The organism is Paralimibaculum aggregatum, from assembly GCF_030270585.1.
GTDB classification, from domain to species: Bacteria; Pseudomonadota; Alphaproteobacteria; order Rhodobacterales; family Rhodobacteraceae; genus Thermohalobaculum; species Thermohalobaculum aggregatum.
In genome coordinates this window covers 22,425-42,577 of record NZ_BSYI01000037.1, presented here as the reverse complement: position 1 = coordinate 42,577, position 20,153 = coordinate 22,425, and the positions used below count along the sequence as shown (strand labels likewise).

Here is a 20,153-nt window from a genome sequence, read left to right as displayed (position 1 = left end):
ACCGCCAGACGGTCGGCGGTCACACATGCCCCCTGCGCAGCCGCATTCAGCGATGCGTCGGCCCCCTCGGGAACGCCCGCAGCGGCACGCACCCGCGACGACACCACCGCCGCGAGCGTCCCCGGCTTCGTCCAGCTCCTGTAAATCCGCCCGTGGCAGCAGGACTTCGCCAACACAGCCTAGACAAGACCGCGATCAGGCAGTCATGAAGCCCGCCGGACAGCCACAATGCCCGTTCTCCGATATGCACTGTCGAGGGTGTTAATGATTGACGGTCTGCCGTTGGTCCATCAATGCTTTCCCCGGGAGCTCCGAGGTCGGAGTCTGGATTGGGTGTGGTTTGGGTGATGGCCTTTCGTGTCGTCCGAGCTTGCTAGGCGAGGAGACACGACATGGCCGTGATCAACGGGGGCTCCGGTCCCGAAACGCTCGAAGGCACGGAAGGCGAAGACAACGTCGTCAACGGCAATGGCGGCAACGACCGGCTGGACGGAGCCGGCACCGAGGGTTTCGTCGATACGCTCGACGGTGGCTCGGGCGATGACACAATTTACGGGTATTACGGCGATCGCCTGCTTGGCGGGCCAGGCAGCGACTACATCTTTGCGGACCCCTTCTCCCTAAATCCCGGTCCGCCGGCGCTTTCGTCGGACGGGCCGTTCTTCATGGATGGCGGGACCGGCGCAGATACGTTCAACTGGAATTTCAGCGGGCCCAACGGCGCGTCCGGCTCCGTCATCATGGTGGACGATCCTGGCGACGTGGTTGTCCCCTCCGCCCCGGGGAGCGGCGCCGAGATCCGCTCCACCGTCACGGTCGACCTGAGGACGGTGGTCGGTCCGGGGAACGACTACGCCGAAGACTACAACGACCACCTCACGCTGCTTGGCAGTTCGGATCTCGGCGCCGCCGGCAACGCCGCCGACAATATCCTCACGGGCAATTCCGGCGACAACGCGCTGAGCGGCAGAGAGGGCGACGACACGCTCGAGGGCGGCCTGGGCGACGACACGGTGGACGGCGGCGCGGATACCGACACCGCGGTGGTGGGCGTGGCCCGCGCCGACGCCATCGTCACCTTCGACGGCGATGCGATCGTGATCGAGTCGTCCCAGGGCACCGACCGCTTCGAGGGCATCGAGAGCTTCCAGTTCACCGACCAGACCATCGCGGCGGGCGATCTGACCGAGGACACCAACACCGATCCGGTGGCGGCGGACGACAGCGCCGCGACCGGCTTCGAGACCTCGGTGCTTATCGACGTGCTGGACAACGACAGCGATGCCGACGGCGACATGCTCAGCATCGACAGCGCCGGCATCCCCGCCAACGGCAGCGCGGCGGTCGAGAGCGGCGAGATCCGATACACCCCCGATGGCGGCTTCGCGGGCACCGACACGTTCACCTACACGATCGCCGACGGCATGGGCGGCCTCGACACCGCAACCGTGACGGTCAGCGTCAACGGCCCGCCGGATGCGGTCGACGACAGCGCCGATGTGGGGTTCAACAGCTTCAGCGACATCGTCGTCACCGGCAATGACAGCGACCCCAACAGCGACGATCTCACCATCGAGAGCGTCGGCACGCCGGCCAACGGCACCGCCACCAGGATCTCCGAGACCACGATCCGCTATGTGCCCGATACCGGCTATTCGGGGCCGGACGAGTTCACCTACACCCTCTCCGACGGCGTTCTGACCGACACCGCGACCGTGACGGTCACGGTGGCCGGGGCTGGGAACACCGCCCCCGCGGCCAGCGACGACAGCGCGGCCACCGCCTTCGAGACCGCCGTGCTGATCGACGTGCTCGGCAATGACAGCGACGGCGACGGCGATGCGCTGACCATCGTGAGCGTGACCAGCCCGGCCAATGGCACCGCGGCGATCGAGGGCGGCCAGGTGCGCTATACCCCGGCCGCCGGGTTCAGCGGCGCGGACATGTTCACCTACACCGTCTCCGACGGCATGGGCGGCACGGACAGCGCGACCGTCACCGTCACCGTCGATGCCGGCGGGGCCTCGCTGCCGGCCGGCCGCGATGCCTTTCTCGGGCCGAACTCGGGCGGCGCGGGCGCAGGCGCGGCCGCTGCGGGCGCGGGCGCGACCGCAGACGGCTTCGGCTTCGACCTGGGCGTGTTCTACGCCTTCGATTTCGGCGGGTTCAGCATCGCGACGGGCTATTCGGTCGAGATCGACGAGCCGGCATTCGGCACGGTCTCCCGCTCCGGCGATGTTCTCGAATACAGCCCGGACCCCGACTACAACGGCCCGGTGCTGCTGTCCTACACCTTCTCGGACGGGGTTGCCGTGGAGACCGGCCGCATCGGCTATCTCGGCTGGGACACCGGCAACCCGGTGGCCAGCCCGCTCGATGCGCAGTTCTCGCTCGGGGCGGCGCTGGCCTTCTCGAACGGCGGGATCGGCACGCTCTCGGACGACACCGGCGGCGATTTCCTGAGCTTCCTCGGCTTCGATTTCGATGGCGACGCGGAGCGGGCCCGGCTCGAGCGCGAGGGCGTCGCGCCGCCCGACTTCTCCGTCAACGGCATGACCGTCGCCGAGCTGGCGGAGGGCGATCTGATCGATGTCCTCGCCGCCGCGGTCAACGACGAGGGCTTCCTCACCTTCGATCTCGAGATCGGCGGCGAGATGGTCTTCGCCATCGATCTCGACGAGGATGTCGACAGCATCGATGCGGTTCCGAACGACACCAGCTCGTTCCTCTACCGGGTGCGCGATCCCGCGGGCAATGCCTCGATCGGCGTGTTCTCGATCGAGAACGGCACCGACGCGACGCCGAACGCCGGCCCGGTCGCGGGCCGCGACACCGTCGGCATGCTCGGCACCGCCGCCGGCCTTCCGACCGGGATCGACGTGCTCGCCAACGACACCGATGCGGACGGCGATGCCCTCGCCCTCGACATGATCCCGACCGATCCGGAGCACGGCACCGCGGCGATCGTGGAGAACCGCGTCATCTACACGCCGGATCCGGGGTTTTCCGGGGTCGACAGCTTCGTCTACGCGCTGCGCGACGGCAATGGCGGGCTCGCCGTCGCCGAGGCCCGGGTCATCGTCACGGATGCGGACTGCGCGGAGATCGGCGGCACCGGCGCCGCGGACCGGCTCTCGAGCAGCGCCGCCAACGAGTGTTTCGACGGGCTCGCGGGCCGCGACACCGTGGTCTTCGCCGGCACCCGCAGCGAGGCCGAGCGCGCCTTCGCCGGCGACGGCGTCGCCTTCGACGGCCCCCAGGGCACCGATCTGCTGATCGGCATCGAGCGCGCCGAGTTCGACGACGGCGCCTTCATCTTCGATGCCGGCGGCGCCGATGTCGGCTACATCTACCGCACCTATGCCGCGGCCTTCGCGCGCACGCCGGACGAGGGCGGCTTCATCTTCTGGAACGACGCGATCAACACCGGCGCCTTCAGCCGCGAGGGCGTCGCGCAGTTCTTCGTCGACAGCCCGGAATTCGCCGAGAAGTTCGGTGCGAACCCGAGCGACGGGGACTTCATCGACGCGCTGTTCAACAACGTGCTGCTGCGCGACCCGGACGACGGCGGGCGCACCTTCTGGCTCGACGCCTTCGAGACCGGCCTCTTCGACCGCGCCGACATGCTGGTCTTCTTCGCCGAAAGCCCCGAAAACGTCGCCCGCAACATCGAGAACCTCGACGTCGGCGTCTGGGTGGTCTGAAAGCCGGCAATCCGGCCATGTAAGGCGACGTGCAGGTGACGGGCCAGGGCGACCCCCGGTTTTTCAGGCTGCCGCCTCCGGCCAGGAAGGCCCTGAGCGGAAGAACTCGGGGACAGAGAACGGGCCGGCTCGGCGAAGAGGCTGGCATGACGATCTAGGTTTCTGGAGGAACGCGGGGCGACGGGTGCCGGGAATGCCCGTCTGCTCGGGGTGAGCGAAAGCAGGGTTCGGTGCCACGTCCACAGGATGAAGGCGGGTACGGTCGATGGCCGGAATGCGCAGGTGCATTGACCCAGCGAAAATCTGAGCTTGCCCCCTGAAGCCGGACCGGGCGGTACAGTTCCGCCAGGACGGAGGATCCCGGACGAGAAAGCTCAGCCGAATGGCGGGAAGGTTCACAATGCGCATGGCGGTTCTCCAACCCGCTGCGCCGCACCACATCGCCAGCCCGACCTTGGCTGGCACACGATACCGCGACCTGGAGGCGGCGCGCCGAAGCTCCGCCCGGAGCCCAACCTAGCCGTTCGGCAGCCTTGCTACGATGTCATCGACAATGCGATTGGCATCGTCGGCGGCAGCGAGAACCGTTCCGGCGCGCAGCGATGCGAGCGAGTCCAGCCCGGCGAAGTATAGGCCCGGGACCGAGATGCAGCGATCCTCCACGGGATTTCCCTTCGCGTCGAGTGCCCCGGGAACCTTCAGCCAGCCGAAATCGCCTCGGAGACCCACCGCCCAGATCACGTTGGTGATGCCTTCGGCATTCAGGTCGATCTCCGTAATGGGCGGGTCGGGGAACTCGGCGGCAACCGTTTCCGCAGGGTCTGGAACGGCGTCCGGCGCGGCGAGTGCCCGGCACGCGACGAAGTCGTCGATTTCCCGTTTCAGCATAGCCGACATCTCGTCGCCGAATGCGACGCTCTCGGCGAGCGAGTCGTGGAAAGAGAGGCGCCCATCGGATGTGCAGTCCTTGAGCCTGCCAAGGAGCTTGACACCCTGCGCGCTGAGCGATTGCAGGCTGATCGTGTGGGTCGCGCCAATCAGACCGCGGCCGGTTTCCGTTGTTCTCGGCTTCGCCATGCGCCCGTTGTCCGTCAGCCACAGGAAGATATCCCGGCCGCGATAGGTTCGCGGAACGCGTCCGTTTCGCCCGGTTGCCAGAAAGACCCGCCGACCGTCCCGGGTCAGCTCCTCGGCGATCTGGCCGCCGGTATTCCCGCAGCCGATGACCAGCACGGCGCCGGGCGGAAGCGCGGCAGCGCTCCTGAACGCGGTCCCGTCGATCTGTTTGACCGAGGCAGGAAACCGGTTTGCCAATTCGGGCCATCTGGGCAGGTTCAGGTTTCCGGTCGCCACAACCACGCAATCCGACTCGGTCGTGCCGCGCGAGGTACGGATCACGTATCCGCCATCCGCCGGTCGGACCTCCCTGACCTCGGTTTTCTCCTGCACCAGTAGGTGGTTGCGGCGGACATAGCCCTCGACCATGTCGACGAATTCGTCCCGCGTCATGTAGCCTTCCGGGTCGGTCCCATCGTAGCGATCGCCCGGCAGGATGGTCAGCACGTTCGGTGTGTTCATCCGGAACGAGTCCCAGCGCTGGGTTCGCCAAGTCTCGCAGATGCGGTCGCGTTCGAGAATGACGTAGTCAAGCCCGGCCCGGCCGAGCATGCAGCCGACGCTCAGCCCGGCCCATCCGGCTCCGACGACGACGGCGTCGTGGCGTTCGGGCATCGATGATCTCCAGCGATGATCCGTTGAAAAACCCTATCAGAAATCAGAACCGATGCCCGCTTCGTCCCGCATATCGGCGCCTCCGGGCTCCAGGATGCTGCACCTTGATCGAACGGCAGTTCTGAAGGACGCGACCGCGAGAACGGTTCGAGCGCTCGAGGTCGGCTTGGGGCCGGAAGCGCCCCGCGTCGATGTCTGTGCCGGATCTTGGCCCTGCCGCCATACCGCAAGTCCGCTTCGAGCCCGATGCGGACATCGCGGCGCATGCTCCAGGCGACTGCCTTGATGCAATGCCCGACCGTTGCGCATGAGTTTGGCGGGTGGCGGAGACGGTCCCGGGATGCGCATCCGCGGCGGCTGCGAAGATGGAGAACACTGGCTGGTGCTTGGGCAGGCCGGGAACGTCGACAAGCCGACGCCGCCCATGTCAGCTCGGCAATCCGATCCGCGGCGCGACCCGACCGAAGAGCGACTGCAGATCTCCGGAGACGTGATAGGCGCAGAAGAAGTCGCCCAGGCGGTAGGATGGGCGCAGGGTTCGGACGACAGCAATCTCGCGCCGGGCGTCTGCGAGCTCGCCGCAGGCCGCCATCACGAGCGCCGCAAGACCGCGGGCCTGAACATGCGCGTTCGGCATGCTCGTCAGGCTGAGCGCCGCCTCGACGGCCTCCGCCCGGTTGCCGAGGCGCAGATTGGCGAGCGCCTGCACACCGTGCATCGCATATCGCCAGGGGTCGAACGGGCTGAGGCGTTCCGCAATCCGGCTGTCTTCGATCGCGCGCTTGGGATCGCCCGTCTGGCACTCGCAGAACGAGCGCGAATGGCGCGCCAGCGCAAAGCTCGGGCTGAGATCGATAGCCTGATCGATGGTGCGGGACGCTGCGGCCTCGTCATTCGACATCCACAGCGCCCGCGACATCGACCAGAGCGCCGCTGGGTCCTTCGGGTCCGCGTGCAGGCCACGGCTTGCCGCGTCGAGCGCATGACGGAGTTCCCGGGCCCTTTCCGCCGGCCGGAAGGCGAATGCATTCATCCAGTGGGCATATGACAGCCCCGCGAAATTCCGCGCCAGGACCGGGTCCAGGCTGGCGGCCCGATTGAAGAAGCCGATCGCCATGTCGTTGTCGGCGCGGGTGAACCGGTGCAGATGCCAGAGGCCGCGGTGATGCGCCTGCCACGCGGTGAGAGTCGCGACGGGTTTCTGGAACGCCCGGTGACACTCGTTCACCTCAATCTCGGCGGCCAGAGCGGCGGTGATCCGCACCGCGACGTCATTTGTGACCTCGGGTGCCCTCTCGTGGTGGAAGGCAATCCGGTCCGACCAGATCAGTCGGTCGGTCTCGACCGCCATCAGATCCAGATCTACGCAAAGCTTTGGCCCGATCCGAGCGATCTCGCCTGCCAGCGCGTAGTCGGCCCGGACACTGCGCGCGATCTCGGTCAATGAGAGCCCACGGTCTGCCAACGCCAGGGCCGAAGACGGGGCCAGCACGAAAGGCGAGCGGAGCCGTGCGATCCCGACCGTGACGTCATGGGCGAGGCTGTTTGCGACAACCTGAGCATCCGGGTCGCCGGCGCCGAATGGTGCGACGGCGATCAACGGGATGCGCCCGTCGGGCGGGGCATCGGGGGATGCTCGCTCGGGGTGGCGATCCGATGCCTCGCGGCCGCGCGCCGCCACCTGCCGCCGCATGTCATGCCAGGCCCTCAGCAGGCCGTCCTCGTTGATCCCCTCCTCCCGATACGCCCGCCGGGTCGCCTCGAGGTGGCGCTTGGCCTCGCCGATCTCCCGGCACGCGACGAGGCTTCGAAGCAGCGCGATATGCGCCCCATCGTCGAACTGCCAGCAGGCGATCAGCCGCCGCAGGGCCTGCATGCGCGCCGGAGCCGTGAGGCCGAGCGCAGCAACCATCCGCTCGAGCACCGAGCGGTGCTCCGCGGCGAGCATTGCGCGTTGGCCTGTCAGCCAGGCGTCGAACCTGGGCGGGAGGCTGCCTTGAAGATCGCCGAAGAACTCCCCGGCGTATTGCGCGTCCGCCGCATTCAGCTCTGCAATCGTGGCCGTAGGGTTCAGCCGCGCGACCAGATCCAGAAACTGCAGGGCGTCCACCGTCACCGCCGCCCGGTCGAAGCTGACCCAATCGCCCTCGGCGACAACCGCCGACGAATGCTCGCCGAAGATGCGTCGCAGTTTCGACAGAGCCCACCGAAGCTCCGCCCGCGGGTCGCTGACCCGGTCCCAGAGCAAATCGCAAAGCCTGGATCGCAGCACCGGTTTCGGCGACATCGCGAGATAGCCGAGCAGCGCCTTCACCTTGCGCGAGCGCGGCAGCCTTCTCGGCGCACCGCAGTGAATGAGGTCGACCTTGCCGAGCAGCCGCACCGTATAGCCGGTCGAGCGCGACAACCGGTCGGGCGCATCAACTGATCGAGGCTCGGTTTCCATTCTCCCTACCACGCTGCGTTCAACGCCGTCGCGCGATGCTCACAGGACGTCTCGCAACCGCGTCCCATCCTAGCATGTTGCACCGGGGCACTGAAGGCGAGCCGATGGCCAGGAGATGCAGCCGAAGGAGGCTCGAAATGCCGACAATTGCACCCGATCCCACCTTCTATCCGTCACCACGCATGGCCGCGAAGGCGCCGGCCGAGAGCCTCGCCTATGTCGCCGCCTTCGATCCTGAGCGGGCGATGCCGGACGCGATCGCGGTGGTCGATGTCGATCCCGCCTCGTCGACCTTTTCGCAGATCGTCGGCCAGACCGACATGCCCAACACCGGCGACGAGTTGCACCACTTCGGCTGGAACGCCTGCTCGTCCTGCCTCTGCCCGAACGCATCGCATCCACATACCGAGCGGCGTTACCTCATCGTTCCCGGGCTCAGGTCATCGCGGCTGCACATCCTCGACACCAAGGACACTCCGAAGTCTCCGAAGCTCGTGAAGGTGATCGAGCCCGAGGAGATCGCCGAGAAGGCGAACTACTCGCGAATCCACACGATCCATTGCGGGCCCGAGGGGATCTATGCCAACGCGCTGGCCGACGCCGAGGGCAACGCGCCGGGCGGCATCATGCTGCTCGACCACGAGACCTTCGAGGTGCGCGGCCAGTGGGAGATCGACCGCGGCCCGCAGGAGCTCGCCTATGACTTCTGGTGGCATCTTGGCCACGACACGATGATCACATCGGAATGGGGCCTGCCGTCGACCTTCGAGAACGGCCTTGTTCCCGAGGTGCTGCTAGGCTCGAAATACGGGCGGCGCCTGCATTTCTGGAACCTGCACACCCGCAAGCACCAACAGACGATCGAGCTCGGCGAGGAGTATCAGCTCGTGTTCGAGCTGCGCCCCGCCCACGACCCGACGAAGGCCTATGGCTTCGTCGGCTGCGTGATCAGCCTCAGGGATCTCTCGGCGTCGATCTGGACCTGGTACCGCGACGGCGACCGCTGGCAGGTGAAGAAGACCATAGAAATTCCCGCCGAGCCCGCTGACCCGAACACGCTTCCGCCGGTGCTGCAGGGCTTCAAGGCGGTCGCGCCTCTGGTCACCGACATCGATCTCTCGATGGATGACCGCTATCTCTATGTTTCCTGCTGGGGAACAGGCGACATGATCCAGTACGACGTAACCGATCCCCTGGCCCCGAAGGAGACCGGGCGGGTTCGCATCGGCGGGATTGTCAGCCGGGCCGGCCATCCGAAGGCCGGGGGCCCGCTCAATGGCGGCCCGCAGATGGTAGAGGTCAGCCGGGATGGCAGGCGCGTCTACTTCACGAACTCGCTCTATGGCGCGGTGGATCCGCAATTCTATCCCGACGGGATCGACGGCTGGATGGTCAAGCTCGATGTCCGGGAGGGCGGCGGCATCAGCTTCGATGAGCGCTTCTTCGTCAATTGGCCGAAGCCCCACCGGCCCCATCAGATCCGTCTTCAGGGCGGCGACTGCTCGTCCGATTCCTACTGCTATCCGTGAGACCTGTGGGCGCCGATGTCGAGCAGTCTCTCGCCCTGGCTGGCGCTGGCCGGGCTCGGCGCATTCCATGGCCTGAACCCGGCAATGGGCTGGCTCTTTGCGGTTGCGCTGGGGTTGCATCGCCGGAGCCGTGGGATCGTCTGGCTGGCGCTCATCCCGATCGCCCTCGGGCACGCCCTCTCGGTGGCGGCCGTCGTGCTGCTGATGCTCGGCCTCGGCACCCTGGTCGAGACACGCCACGTAGAGATCGTTGCAGCGCTCCTGCTGATCGGCTGGGCAGCCTATCACTGGCGCTTCGCCCACCGGCACCGGGTGCGGGTCGGGATGACCGCCGGGCTCGCCGGGCTCGGCCTATGGTCCTTCCTCATGGCGACGGCCCATGGCGCCGGGCTGATGCTGCTCCCGGTGCTCATCCCGATCTGCCTAGCCGCGGCCCCGGCTCAGGGGCTGGTCTCCGCCGGGTCGCTGCCAATCTCCCTGGCCGCGATCGGCATCCACACGCTGGCGATGCTTGCGGTTACAGCGGCGGTGTCCTCGGCCGTATACGAAATCTTCGGTCTGGCCTTCCTACGGCGTGGATGGGTCAATCTGGATCTTGCATGGATCGCGGCACTGGTGGTCGCCGGCTTCTTCCTGATCGCCGCATAGGATCCAGAATTGAGACGCTGTCGCCAGGTAGCCGAGGTAGCCTGCGAACGGCCGCTTCACATTGAATGGGACCGACTGTGCGAGGGCAGCCTTGTTCGCAATGCGCATGGCGGTTCTCCAACCCGCCGCGCCACACCACATCGCCAGCCCGACCTTGGCTGGCACATGATGCCGCGACCTGGGGGCGGCGCGTCGAAGCGCCGCTCGGCGCCCAATCTGCAGCCTGTGGCGGCCGGTCCGGATGTCAGCCCCTGCTCTGCCCGCGTGCAATCGCGTGATCCGGATCATACGGACAGGACCCGACCACCGTCGCCGTTGTCCCTGCGCCGATCAGAAACACGTTGAGAACGGTCCCCATGTGAGTTCTTGCCGGATCGATGCAGGCCATCGCGAGGTTCTTGCCGACCCGGCAACCCCAAGCTGCCGAGGTGATCGCGCCCACCGGTTCCTCTCCGTCAAAGACGGTCTCGCCCGCCTGGGCCGGCGCGCTCGCGCTATCCAGCTCGAGCAGAACTCTTCGACGCCGGTCGCCCAGGGCGATCTGCCGTTCGAGCCCCTGCTTTCCGGGAAAATCCCTGGTCATGTCGACAAAGCGGCCGACGCCTGCCTCGATCGGATTGAACTCGGTGATGAAGTCCAGCTTCCAATGGCCAAATCCCCTTTCCATCCGCATCGGTTCGATCGCGTACAAGCCGAGATGGGCAAGGCCATAGGCCGCGCCGGCGCGGGTCAGCACCAGATAGGCCGCGTGCAGCTGGATGTTCGGGACGTGCATTTCGAACGCCTGCTCGCCCGAGAAACCGACGGCCATGACCATCGCCTCGACATGCCGGACAAGGCAGGTTCTGGCGGCCATCCAGGGGAAGTCGGTCCGGGTGAAGCTGGTTCTCGGGCACACGGCATCCATCAATGCGCGTGCGGGCGGGCCTGCGACGACGAGGACCGTGTGGCTGTTGGTCAGGCTCTCCATCCGAATGTCCGCGCCCGCCGGCAACCGCTCGGTCAGCCAGTCCATGTCGTGGTACTCGGCGGCGGCGGCGGAGCAGTACCAGAGGCGGTTGTCGCTGATCCTGACGATGGTCGCTTCGGCGTCGATGTTGCCGTTGTCGCTCAGGAAATAGCACAGGGCAGCCGGGAGCATGTCAGGCTCTCCAGCCAGCCGGCGGCGCCGGACCCGGTGATCTCGAACCGGTTGAACCGGACAGCTCCGCGAGGCCGACACGCGTCCGAACCGCTTCGACTTCGGCCCCGACCACATCGTGCCAGTTGCAGAAGCGGTAGCTGTGCTCTTCCACGTAATCGGCAGTGGGCTTTTAGAAGCTCGTTCGCTCCCACCCGTTGACCACGCCAAACGCTGCGCCTTTCGCCTGCAGCAGGGGATAGAGCGGCGGCGTCTTGGCGGGGCGACCCGCGGGGCGGTGTTCGTGCGGCATGTGCCACCGGAATTGATGCCTGTAGTCTTCGACCGCTTTCAGCGCCGTGTATTCGGTGTTGGCGAAGCTGGTGATCCGGCGGAGGTCGAGCTGCCAGGTATCCCACTCGGTTTCGCCATGCACCATCATCTGAGCCAGCATCTTGCCGTAGCCGCCGCCTTCGCCGATGCCGACACGGATACCGTTCGTCGACCACAGATTGCGGCGCCCGGGCTGCTTGCCGACCAGGGGCCCCGCGTCGGCCACATAGGCGATGGGGCCGTTGACCACGGACCTGATCCCGACGTTCCCGAGGCAGGGAAGCCTCTCGAAGATCGGCGCCATCCTGGGCAGGAGGCGATCCAGATCGTCGGGGCAGAGCGCGTTCACGAAATCCGGATCTATGCCGTCCATCCCGAACGTCCTGCAGTTGTGTTCGTAGATCCCGACCAGCAGCCCCTGCCTTTCCTGCCGCGTGTAGAAGCTATCGCACGGGCAACGGACCATCGGCACGCGGCCCTCGCGCCCCGCCAGATCGGGAATGTCCTCCGTCAGGAAGTACATGTGCTCCATGGCGATGACCGGATAGCCGATATCCAGCATCCCGCCGATCTCTCCCACGCGGTACCCGGCTGCGATCACCACATGCTCCGCGGCGATGTCGCCCCTGTCCGTATGCACGATCCATTCATTGCCGGGTTTCTGGGTCAGCCCGGTGACAGGACAGTTGCGATTGATCTCCGCTCCCGCTTTCCGGGCTCGCCGGGCCAGAGCCTGGCAGAGTTGCGCCGGATCGATATCGCCGTCGAGATCGTCCCAGAGGGCGCCGAGCAGGCCGTCGCCGCTCACCAGCGGATTGCGCCGGACGGCCTCCGCCGGGTCGAGCAGATCGAAGTCGATGCCGAGCCCCTTCGCGACCGAGATGATATGGTGCGACGCATCCACATTGTCCTGATCCGTCAGCAGCCGCATCCCGCCGGTGCGGTGATGATAGTTGTCGGATACTCGGGATCGTCGGCAAGTTCCTTGTACAGCCGGATGGTGTACTGCCGCAAAGGCAACAGCAGCTGGTTGAAGGCGAGTTGCGGACACTGCGCGGCCGAATGCCATGTCGTGCCCGACGTCAGCTCGTCGCGTTCCACGAGGGCGACGTCGGTCCACCCCTCCCGGGTCGGATGATAGAGGGCGGACAGACCGCTGACGCCGCCGCCTACGATCACCACCCTTGCCGAGCGGCGCATGTCCAGAACCTCGCCGCTGCATTGCCGGAGCAGTGTCGGCGAGACGCCGGATCTCGAAAAACTGAATTAAAAGAATACCTTCTTCTGAGGATCAGAACGAGGAATGCGCAGTATCCGCCGAAATCACCCTCAGGGCCCTCCGCTATTTCATGGCGGCCGTTCGGGCAGGCGGCATCACCGAGGCGGCGAAGGTGGTGAACGTCGTCCCGTCCGCCGTTCATACCGCCGTCAATCAGGTCGAGGCGGCCTTCGGTCTGCAGCTGGTCACGCGAAGCCGGGCGAAGGGCATTTCCCTGACCGCGACCGGGCAGCAGATGGTCGCAAAGATCCAGAGCCTTCTGGACGACTACGAAATCCTGATGCGGGACGGCAACGATATGCGGACCCGACCGACGGGCACGCTTCGCGCCGGCTACTATGCGCCCGCCGCACCGGCCTTCCTGCCCAGGGTCGTCAGGAAGATGCTGGCCGAGAACGACGATGTCTGCGTCAGGTTTTCCGAATGCGACAACCAGACAGCTCAGGACGGCCTCGTCTCAGGCGCATTCGACGTGATCGTCTGCGTCGCCAATGCGATGAAGCCCGGCATCACCTATGAAACGCTGCTGGAGGTCCCGGGCCATGTGCTCGTGCCGGCATGCCATCCCTTCGCCAGCCGGCCCAGCGTCGCGATGCGCGACCTGTCCGATCAGCGGATCGTGCTGCTCGATCTGCCGGTGTCGAGCCGGACATCGTTGCAACCGCGACGTCGCTGGAAATGGTGCGCAGCCTCGTTGGGCAGGGCGTCGGCTGTTCTCTGCTCCACATGGTGACGGCGAACGCGTTCACCTATGCCCGGGACGAGGTAAGGCCGGTGCCGCTGAAGCCTGCTGTCGAGCCGTTCAGGATCGTGCTGCTGTGGACGGGCTCGGCTCCCGCCGCCTCGCAAGGTATTGTTATCTTTGACCGAGTTTCGAGTCGGGCTCTGAAGGTGAGCAGGCCAATGGCACCATCACCAAGACCTTCCGACGGCCTGCGACCGGGTCGTGGACAGTTTCGCCCTCTGGGAAACGGCGGCTCGACGCTCCAGCGCCGTTCTGGCCCGCCGTTTCCCTGTTAGCTCCCCACCATCATGCGAGGCTTGGCGACCTGCAGCCTTCCATGTCTGGGCGCACCGTCCTACAGCTGCCCCGGATCAGGCGCAGCGCCTATTCCGGGATGGCCCCGAGGGCATACACCGCAGCCACGGCGTCAGGCGGCTGTTTCGCAAACCGGCCGAACCATTTGAGGTAGATCTGACCGATCCGGCCGGTCCGGTTCAGCTCCGCAAGAGCGCGGTCGGCGATCAATCTGAAATCGGCGTCGCCGCGCCGCAGGGCCAGGGCAAAGGGTTCGTATGTGAATACCTCATCCGCCAGCGCGTAGTCCTGACCGGACTGGCGGGCGAGGACCAGGCCGATCAACACAACCTGATCTGCGGACAAGGCCGCGACCGCTCCCTGATCAAGCTGCGCCATGCCCTCGGCGGCCGAAGAGACGGTGATGACTTCGGCATCGATGCCTCTCTCGGACAAGAGCTGGCGCAGTGCTTCGATGGTCGTGGTCCCTGCGACGGCGGCGACGCGCTTGCCGCGCAGGTCGCTGAGAGACCCGATCCCGCTGTTCTCCAAGGTGATGAGCGACGCGCCCGTGGCGAAAGTCAGCTGCGTGAAGTCTACGCGCTCCGACCGGCTGAGCGTCTTCGTCGTCGCTCCGCAGAGGAGGTCGATCTCCCCCCTCTCGATGGCCTCAAAACGCGTCTCTGCGGTGACGGGCACGAACTTCACCGACAGATCGGGGCGCCCGAGTTCCTGCTTCACCGCATTGGCGACATGTCCGCAGAGATCTATCGAATAGCCGACCGCAATGCCCGATTGATCAGTGAATGACATCGGCGGCTCGGAGGTCCGATATCCGAGGTTTATCTGCCCGGCGGCTGCAATGCGCTCCAGCGTGCTCTGGTTGGCGTTGCCGCTCGACGTTCCTGTTGTCTGGCAGGCTTGTAGCAGCACCAGGGCGAGGCCGAGGCTGCAAATGCGTGAAACTGCTTTCATCATCTCTTTCTGTCCGTATCTCGTTGCTGTCGCGGTACGCTGACAGGCTTCTTCCGGTTGGAAAAGGGATAAGTCCTCGGGTTGCTGGAATGCACACAGCCACGGCAGAGCGTCCCGCGCCACCCCACGGCGCGCTGGCGTCACCATAATGGCGACTCTTGCCCCCGTACGGCGCTTAACAGCACGGCTTTCGACGGCTTTGGTGGGCTCGAAACCGCAATCCAAGCCATGGTGGATTGGCCAAGGTGTGAAGTTCGGGGAGATGGTTTCACCGCTGCTCGCTGGAGTGCGGCGCTACGATTTCCGCTTTCCACCGACACGGGGAGAGAGCGATGACACCGGCGGCGCGGCGGATCTGGGTCCGGACACGTGAGCGAACCGGGAACGCTGGACTGACCTGCCGACGCTGCGGCGTGTCGCGGCCGACACTGCGGAAATGCTGGCGCCGCTACCAGGCCGAGGGTGAAGCCGGCCTGGTCGATTGCAACCGACGCCCCCGGAGCTCTCCTGGGCAAGTCTCACCTTCGCAGCGAACTCGACCGGCGACGCGTTTCCAAGGGCCGAGTGGGGGCGCATGCGGTTGTAGTCGACATGCCATGCCGCGAGCACGTTGCGGGCCTCGAGGAGTGACGAGAACAGGGTAGCCGATGAACGGGTTCACGTGTCATGGGTGTCGATTGCACCATCGCCGTTCAGATCAGGCGACTGCACCCACACCAGACCGGTGACATTGTCGGTGACGGTGCCGTCATCGTTGACCGTGTACCTTTGCTGCGGGCCGTAATGCTGCGCATTCTGCCCGTCGAATGGTTCGCCTGGCTCGGGGCAGTCGAACGCCTGTGCCGCGTCCTAGCAGGTGCTCTACATGGTGTCGGGCACCGGGAACGGCGCGTCTGGCAGGGCCGGTGTGGCGGCGAAGAACAGCAGGGAGATGACGAGCCTGCGCATGGAATTCTCCTAGGGGTCATACGCATCAGCGCATGTTGAACAGTTCCTGGTGAAAATCGGCCGAGCGCAGGCCGTGGGCGACGAGATCGCGGCGCAGGGTTTCGCCGAAGGCCGCGGGACCGCAGAACCAGACGCTGGCCTTGGACCAGTCGGGCAGCATCTCGCGCAGGCGAGCACCGGTCAGCCGACCATCCTTGCGATCTTCCATGAGATGAAGGGCCACGCCTGCGCCGGCGACATCGACCTCCAGCAGCGCCTTTGGCTCCGCCGCGATCTCGGGCACGGTGTGGAACAGATCGACCGTTCTGCCGTCCGGGTTTGTCGCCAGATGTTTCAGCCGGGCGATGAAGGGCGTGATCCCGATCCCGGCGCCGATCCAGATCTGGCGCTCCTTGCCGTCCTCGAAGGTGAACCGGCCATAGGGTCCCTCGATGGTAATGTCATCGCCCACCGAAACCGTCTCCGGCAGACGCTCGGTGTAGTCGCCGAGGCCCTTGCTGATGAAGGTGACGGACCGGTTCGCCGGGGTCCAGGCCGAGGCGATCGTGAAAGGGTGCGGACCCTCCCTGCGATCGAAGGTGACAAAGGCGAACTGGCCCGCCTCGTGCCCCGGCCAGTTCGCGTCCACCGTGACTTCGGCCTCCGTCACCTTCATCGACGGAAACCGGCGCAGTGCGGCGATCCGGCCCGGCACCTGACGGCGGCGGCCGATCTGCCGGGTCAGCGCCAAAGCCGCCGCCCCGACGCCACCCAGCATCATGAGGGCCGTGACGACACCCACCGGCTGGGTCCAGGCGTCGAAGTTCATGAGGACGATCGAATGGAAGACCAGCACAAGATAGGCGAGGGCGATCAGGGTGTGGCTCTTGGCGAAGAAGCGATAGGGAATGCGTTTGACAAGCGCGATGGCGATGAGCGCGGCTGCCGCGTAGAATGCCCATTCGCCCAGGCTTTCGGCCGTGTGGCGCAGCCCGACCAGGAAAGTCTGGACCGTGCCGAACTCGGGCAGCTCGCTCCCGTGCGGCCGCCGTTCGGGCGCCGTCATCAGGCCCCATGAGACGGCCCATTTCGGCCCGTTTGCCGTGATCCAGTGGAAGACCGCCGCGACCAGCGCGGCAATACCGAGCCACTTGTGCAGACGATAGGATTTGTCGAGCCCGTTCAACCATCGGTTCACCCGAGGCGATCGAACGGCCAGGATCATCGCGAGGCTCATCGAGCCGATGGCGAGCACGCCGGAGTACTGGAGAGCCAGGTTGCGCAGCGCGATGAAACTCGGTGCCTCGGAGAGCGGAGGGCTGCTTGCGATCCACAGCAGGCTGAGGCCGATGAGCAGCGCCCAGAGCGTGATCCGTATTGGTTTCATTGCATTGATCCTTGGTCCGTACTCGGGCGGCCTGCCCTCTGCCCAGGGCTCGCTTCGCCATCTCGTCCCGGAGCTGGCAATCGCCCCTTGAACGAGTCACGGAATTAGGACATTAACTGTTAGTATGCAAGTAGACAGACATGGCTTCCACGGCCTCCTTCACAGCGCAAACCTCGTTGAGGCAGAACTGCGCCGGCAACTGGCGCCGCTTGGCATCCAGACACGTCAGGCCTTGGTGCTCGACGCGATGGATCGGATGGGGCCGGTTTCGCAATCCGTCCTTGCCGCGGAATTCGGCGTCACCTCGGCCAGCATGAGCACGATGACGGACAGGCTGCTGGCCGCCGGCTATATCACACGCACCACCAGCCCGACGTCTCGTCGCCAGAACGAGCTTGAGCTGACACCCAGGGGGCGCGCCCTTCTCGATGGGATCGCGCAGGCGTGGACCGCCGTGGATCGGATCTTGACGAAGGCCCTTGGCGACGATGCCGCTTCGTTCTTCGCTCAGGCGCAACGCCTGAGAAATGCTTTGGAAGGCAAGATCCCCGGCAGGAACTGAACCCAACACAACGCGAAGAACAAACGCCGTCGCCACAGGTCAACCGATTGAACCGGACAAGCCTGCGTTCATGCGTCACCCAAGATCCGTTGCTTCGGGCTGCAAGCCGGCCTTTGCTGCAACGGCGCGCATGCAACCCTCGGATGATCGCTTTCGCGCTGCCCGTGCCAAAGACGGTCGGATGCGGAGGGAGATGCCGTCTCAGGTGATCTTGATCTCGAGCTTGGAGGCCGTCATCTGCGCGAACACCGCACCGGTATAGGTCTCGGTCGAGCCCATCCCGCTCCAGTCGACGGTGTAGAGCGCATGGATGCCGCCCCAGTTCGCCTTTGCCCGACCATTGTTGAGTGCGCGGACCGACTTGACGCGGGCGGCGAGCCCATAGACCGCCGCGACCACGACGCTCTTCGCCGGGACGTAGATCTGGCAGCGCGTGAGGTCCCAGAACTTTTTCGGCGTGTCGGAACCAAATCGGATCTCCCACAACTCCTGATCCTTGGGATCGTCGGTGATCTCATACTGCGTCGCTTCGGCCGAGCAGACGATATCGCAGGCGACCTCACCGAAATTCCCTGTGCGCTTGTAACTCAGCGTCCGAATATGCGTGAGGCTCGTGATCCTGTTGGCATAGGCGGACCAGCCCGAGATCGCGGCGCATCCCTGGTTCTTCGATTTCGCGACGCTGTCGACGATCAGATCCCAGCTCTTCTTCCGATTGTTCACGAACTTGATTTCGCCCATGGCGGCTTTCCTCCGTGACCGTCCGGTGAAGGCGCTCTGGCGGGTTGTCGGCGGCGCCAGCTGCGCTGCTTCCGTAGCGTAACGCCAGGGCAGCAACTCGTCGAGACGGATGATCCGGTGGTCTGCGATCCGGCCGCGAACATCGGTCAACCAGGCTTGGGGATCGACGCCGTTCAGGTCTGCCTTCTCGCCGTCGGTGTTGCGCTGGCGCGGCGCTTCCATGATCGACGCATCGATCATCTGCCCGCCCATGGCGAGGTAGCCCGCCTCCTTCAGATGCGCATCGAACCGGGCAAAGAGCCGCTCCACGGCGCCGGCCTTCGTGAGGTGCTCGCGAACGAGCCAGATCGTGCGGGCGTCCGGCACCCGGCCATGGAGATCGAGCCCGAGAAGACGCATGAACGACCGCCGGTCGCGGATCTGGAACCCGGTGCGCTCGTCGGCCAGCCCGTGGAGGGCCTCGATGACGAGGATCCTGAACATCATCACCGCGTCCATCGGCGGCCGACCGCCCCGGGCGCGGTCCGACCGCGCCAGCGCCGCGTCAAGCTCGGGCCGGAACATCTCGAAATCCACCACCTTGGCCAGACGCTCGAGCGGATCGCCGCTCTTCGACAGCGCCCGGTACCGCTCATCGAGATCGAAAAACCCCGGCTGACCTGACGCTCGCGCATCCCTAGAGCACTTTCCGCTCGGTCTGGTTCATGGCCGGCGGCGGCGAATGGGTTGCGGCACTCGCTCGGCGTTACGGGGTCGAGGATCATGCCGACGGTGGTCCAGAGGGCGTCGCGGGTGCGGGCGGCGGCGGTGCGGCGCAGGCTCTCGAGCTTGGAGACGGCGAACTCGATCGGGTTGACGTCCGGGCTGTATGGCGGAAGGCAGATCAGGCGGGCGCCCGCCTCCTCGATCGCCGCGCGGACCTTCGGGCTCTTGTGGCAGCCGAGGTTGTCCATGATCACGATGTCGCCCGGGCGGAGGGTCGGCGCCAGGACCTGCCGGACATGGGCGAGGAACGCCTCGCCGTTCATGGGCCCGTCGATCGGCATGGGCGCGTCGAGCCCGTCGAGGCGCAGCCCGGCGACGAAGGTGGTGGTGCGCCAGTGGCCGTGCGGCAGGCCCATGCGCAGCCGCTCGCGGCGGGGACAGCGGCCGCGGAGGCGACCCGTCTTCGTGTTCAAGCCGGTCCCGTCGATGAAGACCAGCTTCTCGGGGTCGCGCTCCGGCCGGGCATCGAACCAGGCTTCGCGCGCCGCGCGGACGTCGTCGCGGTCCTGCCGGTCGCGTGCCCGGACTTTTCCTGGTCGTCAGCCCGTGCCGGCGGCAGAACCGCCAGACCGTGCTGCTGCTGACCCGGACCCCGCGCCCGCGGACGAGCAGCGCGCGCCGCTCCTCGAGCGTGCGGTCCGGCGCGGCCTCGATCTCGGCGAGCGGGAAGCCCGCATGCGCCTCGATCCGCCCCGAGAGCCGGTCGCCGCCTTGGCGGCGCGGCGCCATGCGCCCGCTTTCGCGCCACTCACGCACCCAGCGGATGGCGCTCGACGCGCTCACGCCGAACCGTGCGGCGGCACTGCGGCACGACATCCCGGCCTCGACGGCCGGGATCACCCGACGGCGAAGATCCGCGGAAAGCCCCTTTGCCATGCATGCTGGCCTCCCTTCCCAGCCAGAAGGGTGAATCAGCTCGAGCAGGCCGAGGGACCCCCCGGCAATTCAATCCGCGCGGAGAATGCTCTAGAGAAGGCCTTGTCGCGCG

12 protein-coding genes and 5 pseudogenes are annotated in these 20,153 nt (G+C 66.2%); 6 read left to right on the top strand and 11 right to left on the bottom strand.

Annotated elements, in window-relative coordinates:
• Positions 1–392 precede the first annotated feature (392 nt).
• A complete protein-coding gene (locus QSJ97_RS18610) occupies positions 393–3,704 on the top strand; it encodes an Ig-like domain-containing protein (protein ID WP_285673555.1) in 3,312 nt (1,103 codons plus the stop codon).
• 516 nt (positions 3,705–4,220) lie between these two features.
• On the opposite strand, the gene QSJ97_RS18605 is transcribed toward QSJ97_RS18610, so the two are convergent.
• Positions 4,221–5,435: a flavin-containing monooxygenase gene (locus QSJ97_RS18605; RefSeq protein ID WP_285673554.1), complete on the bottom strand. Its 1,215-nt coding sequence runs from the start codon at positions 5,433–5,435 to the stop codon at positions 4,221–4,223.
• Positions 5,436–5,862: 427 nt separating this feature from the next.
• Positions 5,863–7,881: a hypothetical protein gene (locus tag QSJ97_RS18600; protein WP_285673553.1), complete on the bottom strand. Its 2,019-nt coding sequence runs from the start codon at positions 7,879–7,881 to the stop codon at positions 5,863–5,865.
• A gap of 137 nt (positions 7,882–8,018) precedes the next feature.
• Between QSJ97_RS18600 and QSJ97_RS18595 the strand changes: the two genes are divergently transcribed.
• Positions 8,019–9,410, top strand: coding sequence for a selenium-binding family protein (locus tag QSJ97_RS18595; RefSeq protein ID WP_285673552.1), 1,392 nt, complete (start codon positions 8,019–8,021; stop codon positions 9,408–9,410).
• Between the two features lie 15 nt (positions 9,411–9,425).
• Entirely contained in the window at positions 9,426–10,058 is a 633-nt protein-coding gene (locus QSJ97_RS18590; protein ID WP_285673551.1) for a hypothetical protein, read from the top strand.
• Between the two features lie 244 nt (positions 10,059–10,302).
• On the opposite strand, the gene QSJ97_RS18585 is transcribed toward QSJ97_RS18590, so the two are convergent.
• The 3 genes from QSJ97_RS18585 to QSJ97_RS25035 form a co-directional block, all read right to left on the bottom strand.
• Positions 10,303–11,199 carry an aminomethyl transferase family protein gene (locus QSJ97_RS18585; RefSeq protein ID WP_285673550.1) on the bottom strand — a complete coding sequence of 299 codons (897 nt, stop codon included), beginning with the start codon at positions 11,197–11,199 and terminating at the stop codon, positions 10,303–10,305.
• 172 nt (positions 11,200–11,371) lie between these two features.
• Complete coding sequence (locus tag QSJ97_RS25040; protein WP_352231111.1) at positions 11,372–12,442, bottom strand: FAD-dependent oxidoreductase; 1,071 nt, start codon at positions 12,440–12,442, stop codon at positions 11,372–11,374.
• Entirely contained in the window at positions 12,430–12,711 is a 282-nt protein-coding gene (locus QSJ97_RS25035; RefSeq protein WP_352231110.1) for an FAD-dependent oxidoreductase, read from the bottom strand. Before QSJ97_RS25035 ends, QSJ97_RS25040 begins: the two co-directional genes overlap by 13 nt.
• Positions 12,712–12,776: 65 nt before the next feature.
• Here QSJ97_RS25035 and QSJ97_RS18570 point away from each other — a divergent pair.
• A pseudogene (locus tag QSJ97_RS18570) lies at positions 12,777–13,810 on the top strand (LysR family transcriptional regulator).
• Positions 13,811–13,898: 88 nt separating this feature from the next.
• Here QSJ97_RS18570 and QSJ97_RS18565 read toward each other — a convergent pair.
• Complete coding sequence (locus QSJ97_RS18565) at positions 13,899–14,786, bottom strand: amino acid ABC transporter substrate-binding protein (protein ID WP_285673549.1); 888 nt, start codon at positions 14,784–14,786, stop codon at positions 13,899–13,901.
• A gap of 329 nt (positions 14,787–15,115) precedes the next feature.
• Between QSJ97_RS18565 and QSJ97_RS18560 the strand changes: the two are divergent.
• Positions 15,116–15,316, top strand: a pseudogene (locus QSJ97_RS18560) (helix-turn-helix domain-containing protein); the annotation flags it as partial.
• 19 nt (positions 15,317–15,335) lie between these two features.
• Here the strand turns inward: QSJ97_RS18560 and QSJ97_RS18555 are convergent.
• Together QSJ97_RS18555 and QSJ97_RS18550 are read right to left on the bottom strand one after the other, a co-directional pair.
• Positions 15,336–15,422, bottom strand: a pseudogene (locus tag QSJ97_RS18555) (integrase core domain-containing protein); the annotation flags it as partial.
• A 334-nt stretch (positions 15,423–15,756) separates the two neighbouring features.
• On the bottom strand, positions 15,757–17,097 hold the full coding sequence (locus QSJ97_RS18550; protein WP_285673548.1) for a ferredoxin reductase family protein: 1,341 nt from the start codon (positions 17,095–17,097) through the stop codon (positions 15,757–15,759).
• 124 nt (positions 17,098–17,221) lie between these two features.
• Between QSJ97_RS18550 and QSJ97_RS18545 the strand changes: the two genes are divergently transcribed.
• On the top strand, positions 17,222–17,659 hold the full coding sequence (locus QSJ97_RS18545) for a MarR family winged helix-turn-helix transcriptional regulator (RefSeq protein WP_285673547.1): 438 nt from the start codon (positions 17,222–17,224) through the stop codon (positions 17,657–17,659).
• 201 nt (positions 17,660–17,860) lie between these two features.
• Here QSJ97_RS18545 and QSJ97_RS25170 read toward each other — a convergent pair whose 3' ends face one another.
• From QSJ97_RS25170 to QSJ97_RS18530, 3 genes and pseudogenes are all read right to left on the bottom strand, one after another.
• Entirely contained in the window at positions 17,861–18,577 is a 717-nt protein-coding gene (locus QSJ97_RS25170; RefSeq protein ID WP_434220934.1) for a transposase domain-containing protein, read from the bottom strand.
• A pseudogene (locus QSJ97_RS18535) lies at positions 18,551–19,018 on the bottom strand (transposase); the annotation flags it as partial. The pseudogene QSJ97_RS18535 and the gene QSJ97_RS25170, both read right to left, overlap by 27 nt.
• A 77-nt stretch (positions 19,019–19,095) precedes the next feature.
• Positions 19,096–20,041, bottom strand: a pseudogene (locus QSJ97_RS18530) (IS630 family transposase); the annotation flags it as partial.
• Positions 20,042–20,153: the final 112 nt, after the last annotated feature.

Excerpts from the sequence above, each read along its gene's own strand:
- QSJ97_RS18610 (WP_285673555.1), top strand. The coding sequence starts at position 393 with ATGGCCGTGATCAACGGGGGCTCCGGTCCCGAAACGCTCGAAGGCACG.
- QSJ97_RS18605 (WP_285673554.1), bottom strand. The coding sequence starts at position 5,435 with ATGCCCGAACGCCACGACGCCGTCGTCGTCGGAGCCGGATGGGCCGGG.
- QSJ97_RS18600 (WP_285673553.1), bottom strand. The coding sequence starts at position 7,881 with ATGGAAACCGAGCCTCGATCAGTTGATGCGCCCGACCGGTTGTCGCGC.
- QSJ97_RS18595 (WP_285673552.1), top strand. The coding sequence starts at position 8,019 with ATGCCGACAATTGCACCCGATCCCACCTTCTATCCGTCACCACGCATG.
- QSJ97_RS18590 (WP_285673551.1), top strand. The coding sequence starts at position 9,426 with ATGTCGAGCAGTCTCTCGCCCTGGCTGGCGCTGGCCGGGCTCGGCGCA.
- QSJ97_RS18585 (WP_285673550.1), bottom strand. The coding sequence starts at position 11,199 with ATGCTCCCGGCTGCCCTGTGCTATTTCCTGAGCGACAACGGCAACATC.
- QSJ97_RS25040 (WP_352231111.1), bottom strand. The coding sequence starts at position 12,442 with ATGCGGCTGCTGACGGATCAGGACAATGTGGATGCGTCGCACCATATC.
- QSJ97_RS25035 (WP_352231110.1), bottom strand. The coding sequence starts at position 12,711 with ATGCGCCGCTCGGCAAGGGTGGTGATCGTAGGCGGCGGCGTCAGCGGT.
- QSJ97_RS18565 (WP_285673549.1), bottom strand. The coding sequence starts at position 14,786 with ATGATGAAAGCAGTTTCACGCATTTGCAGCCTCGGCCTCGCCCTGGTG.
- QSJ97_RS18550 (WP_285673548.1), bottom strand. The coding sequence starts at position 17,097 with ATGAAACCAATACGGATCACGCTCTGGGCGCTGCTCATCGGCCTCAGC.
- QSJ97_RS18545 (WP_285673547.1), top strand. The coding sequence starts at position 17,222 with ATGCAAGTAGACAGACATGGCTTCCACGGCCTCCTTCACAGCGCAAAC.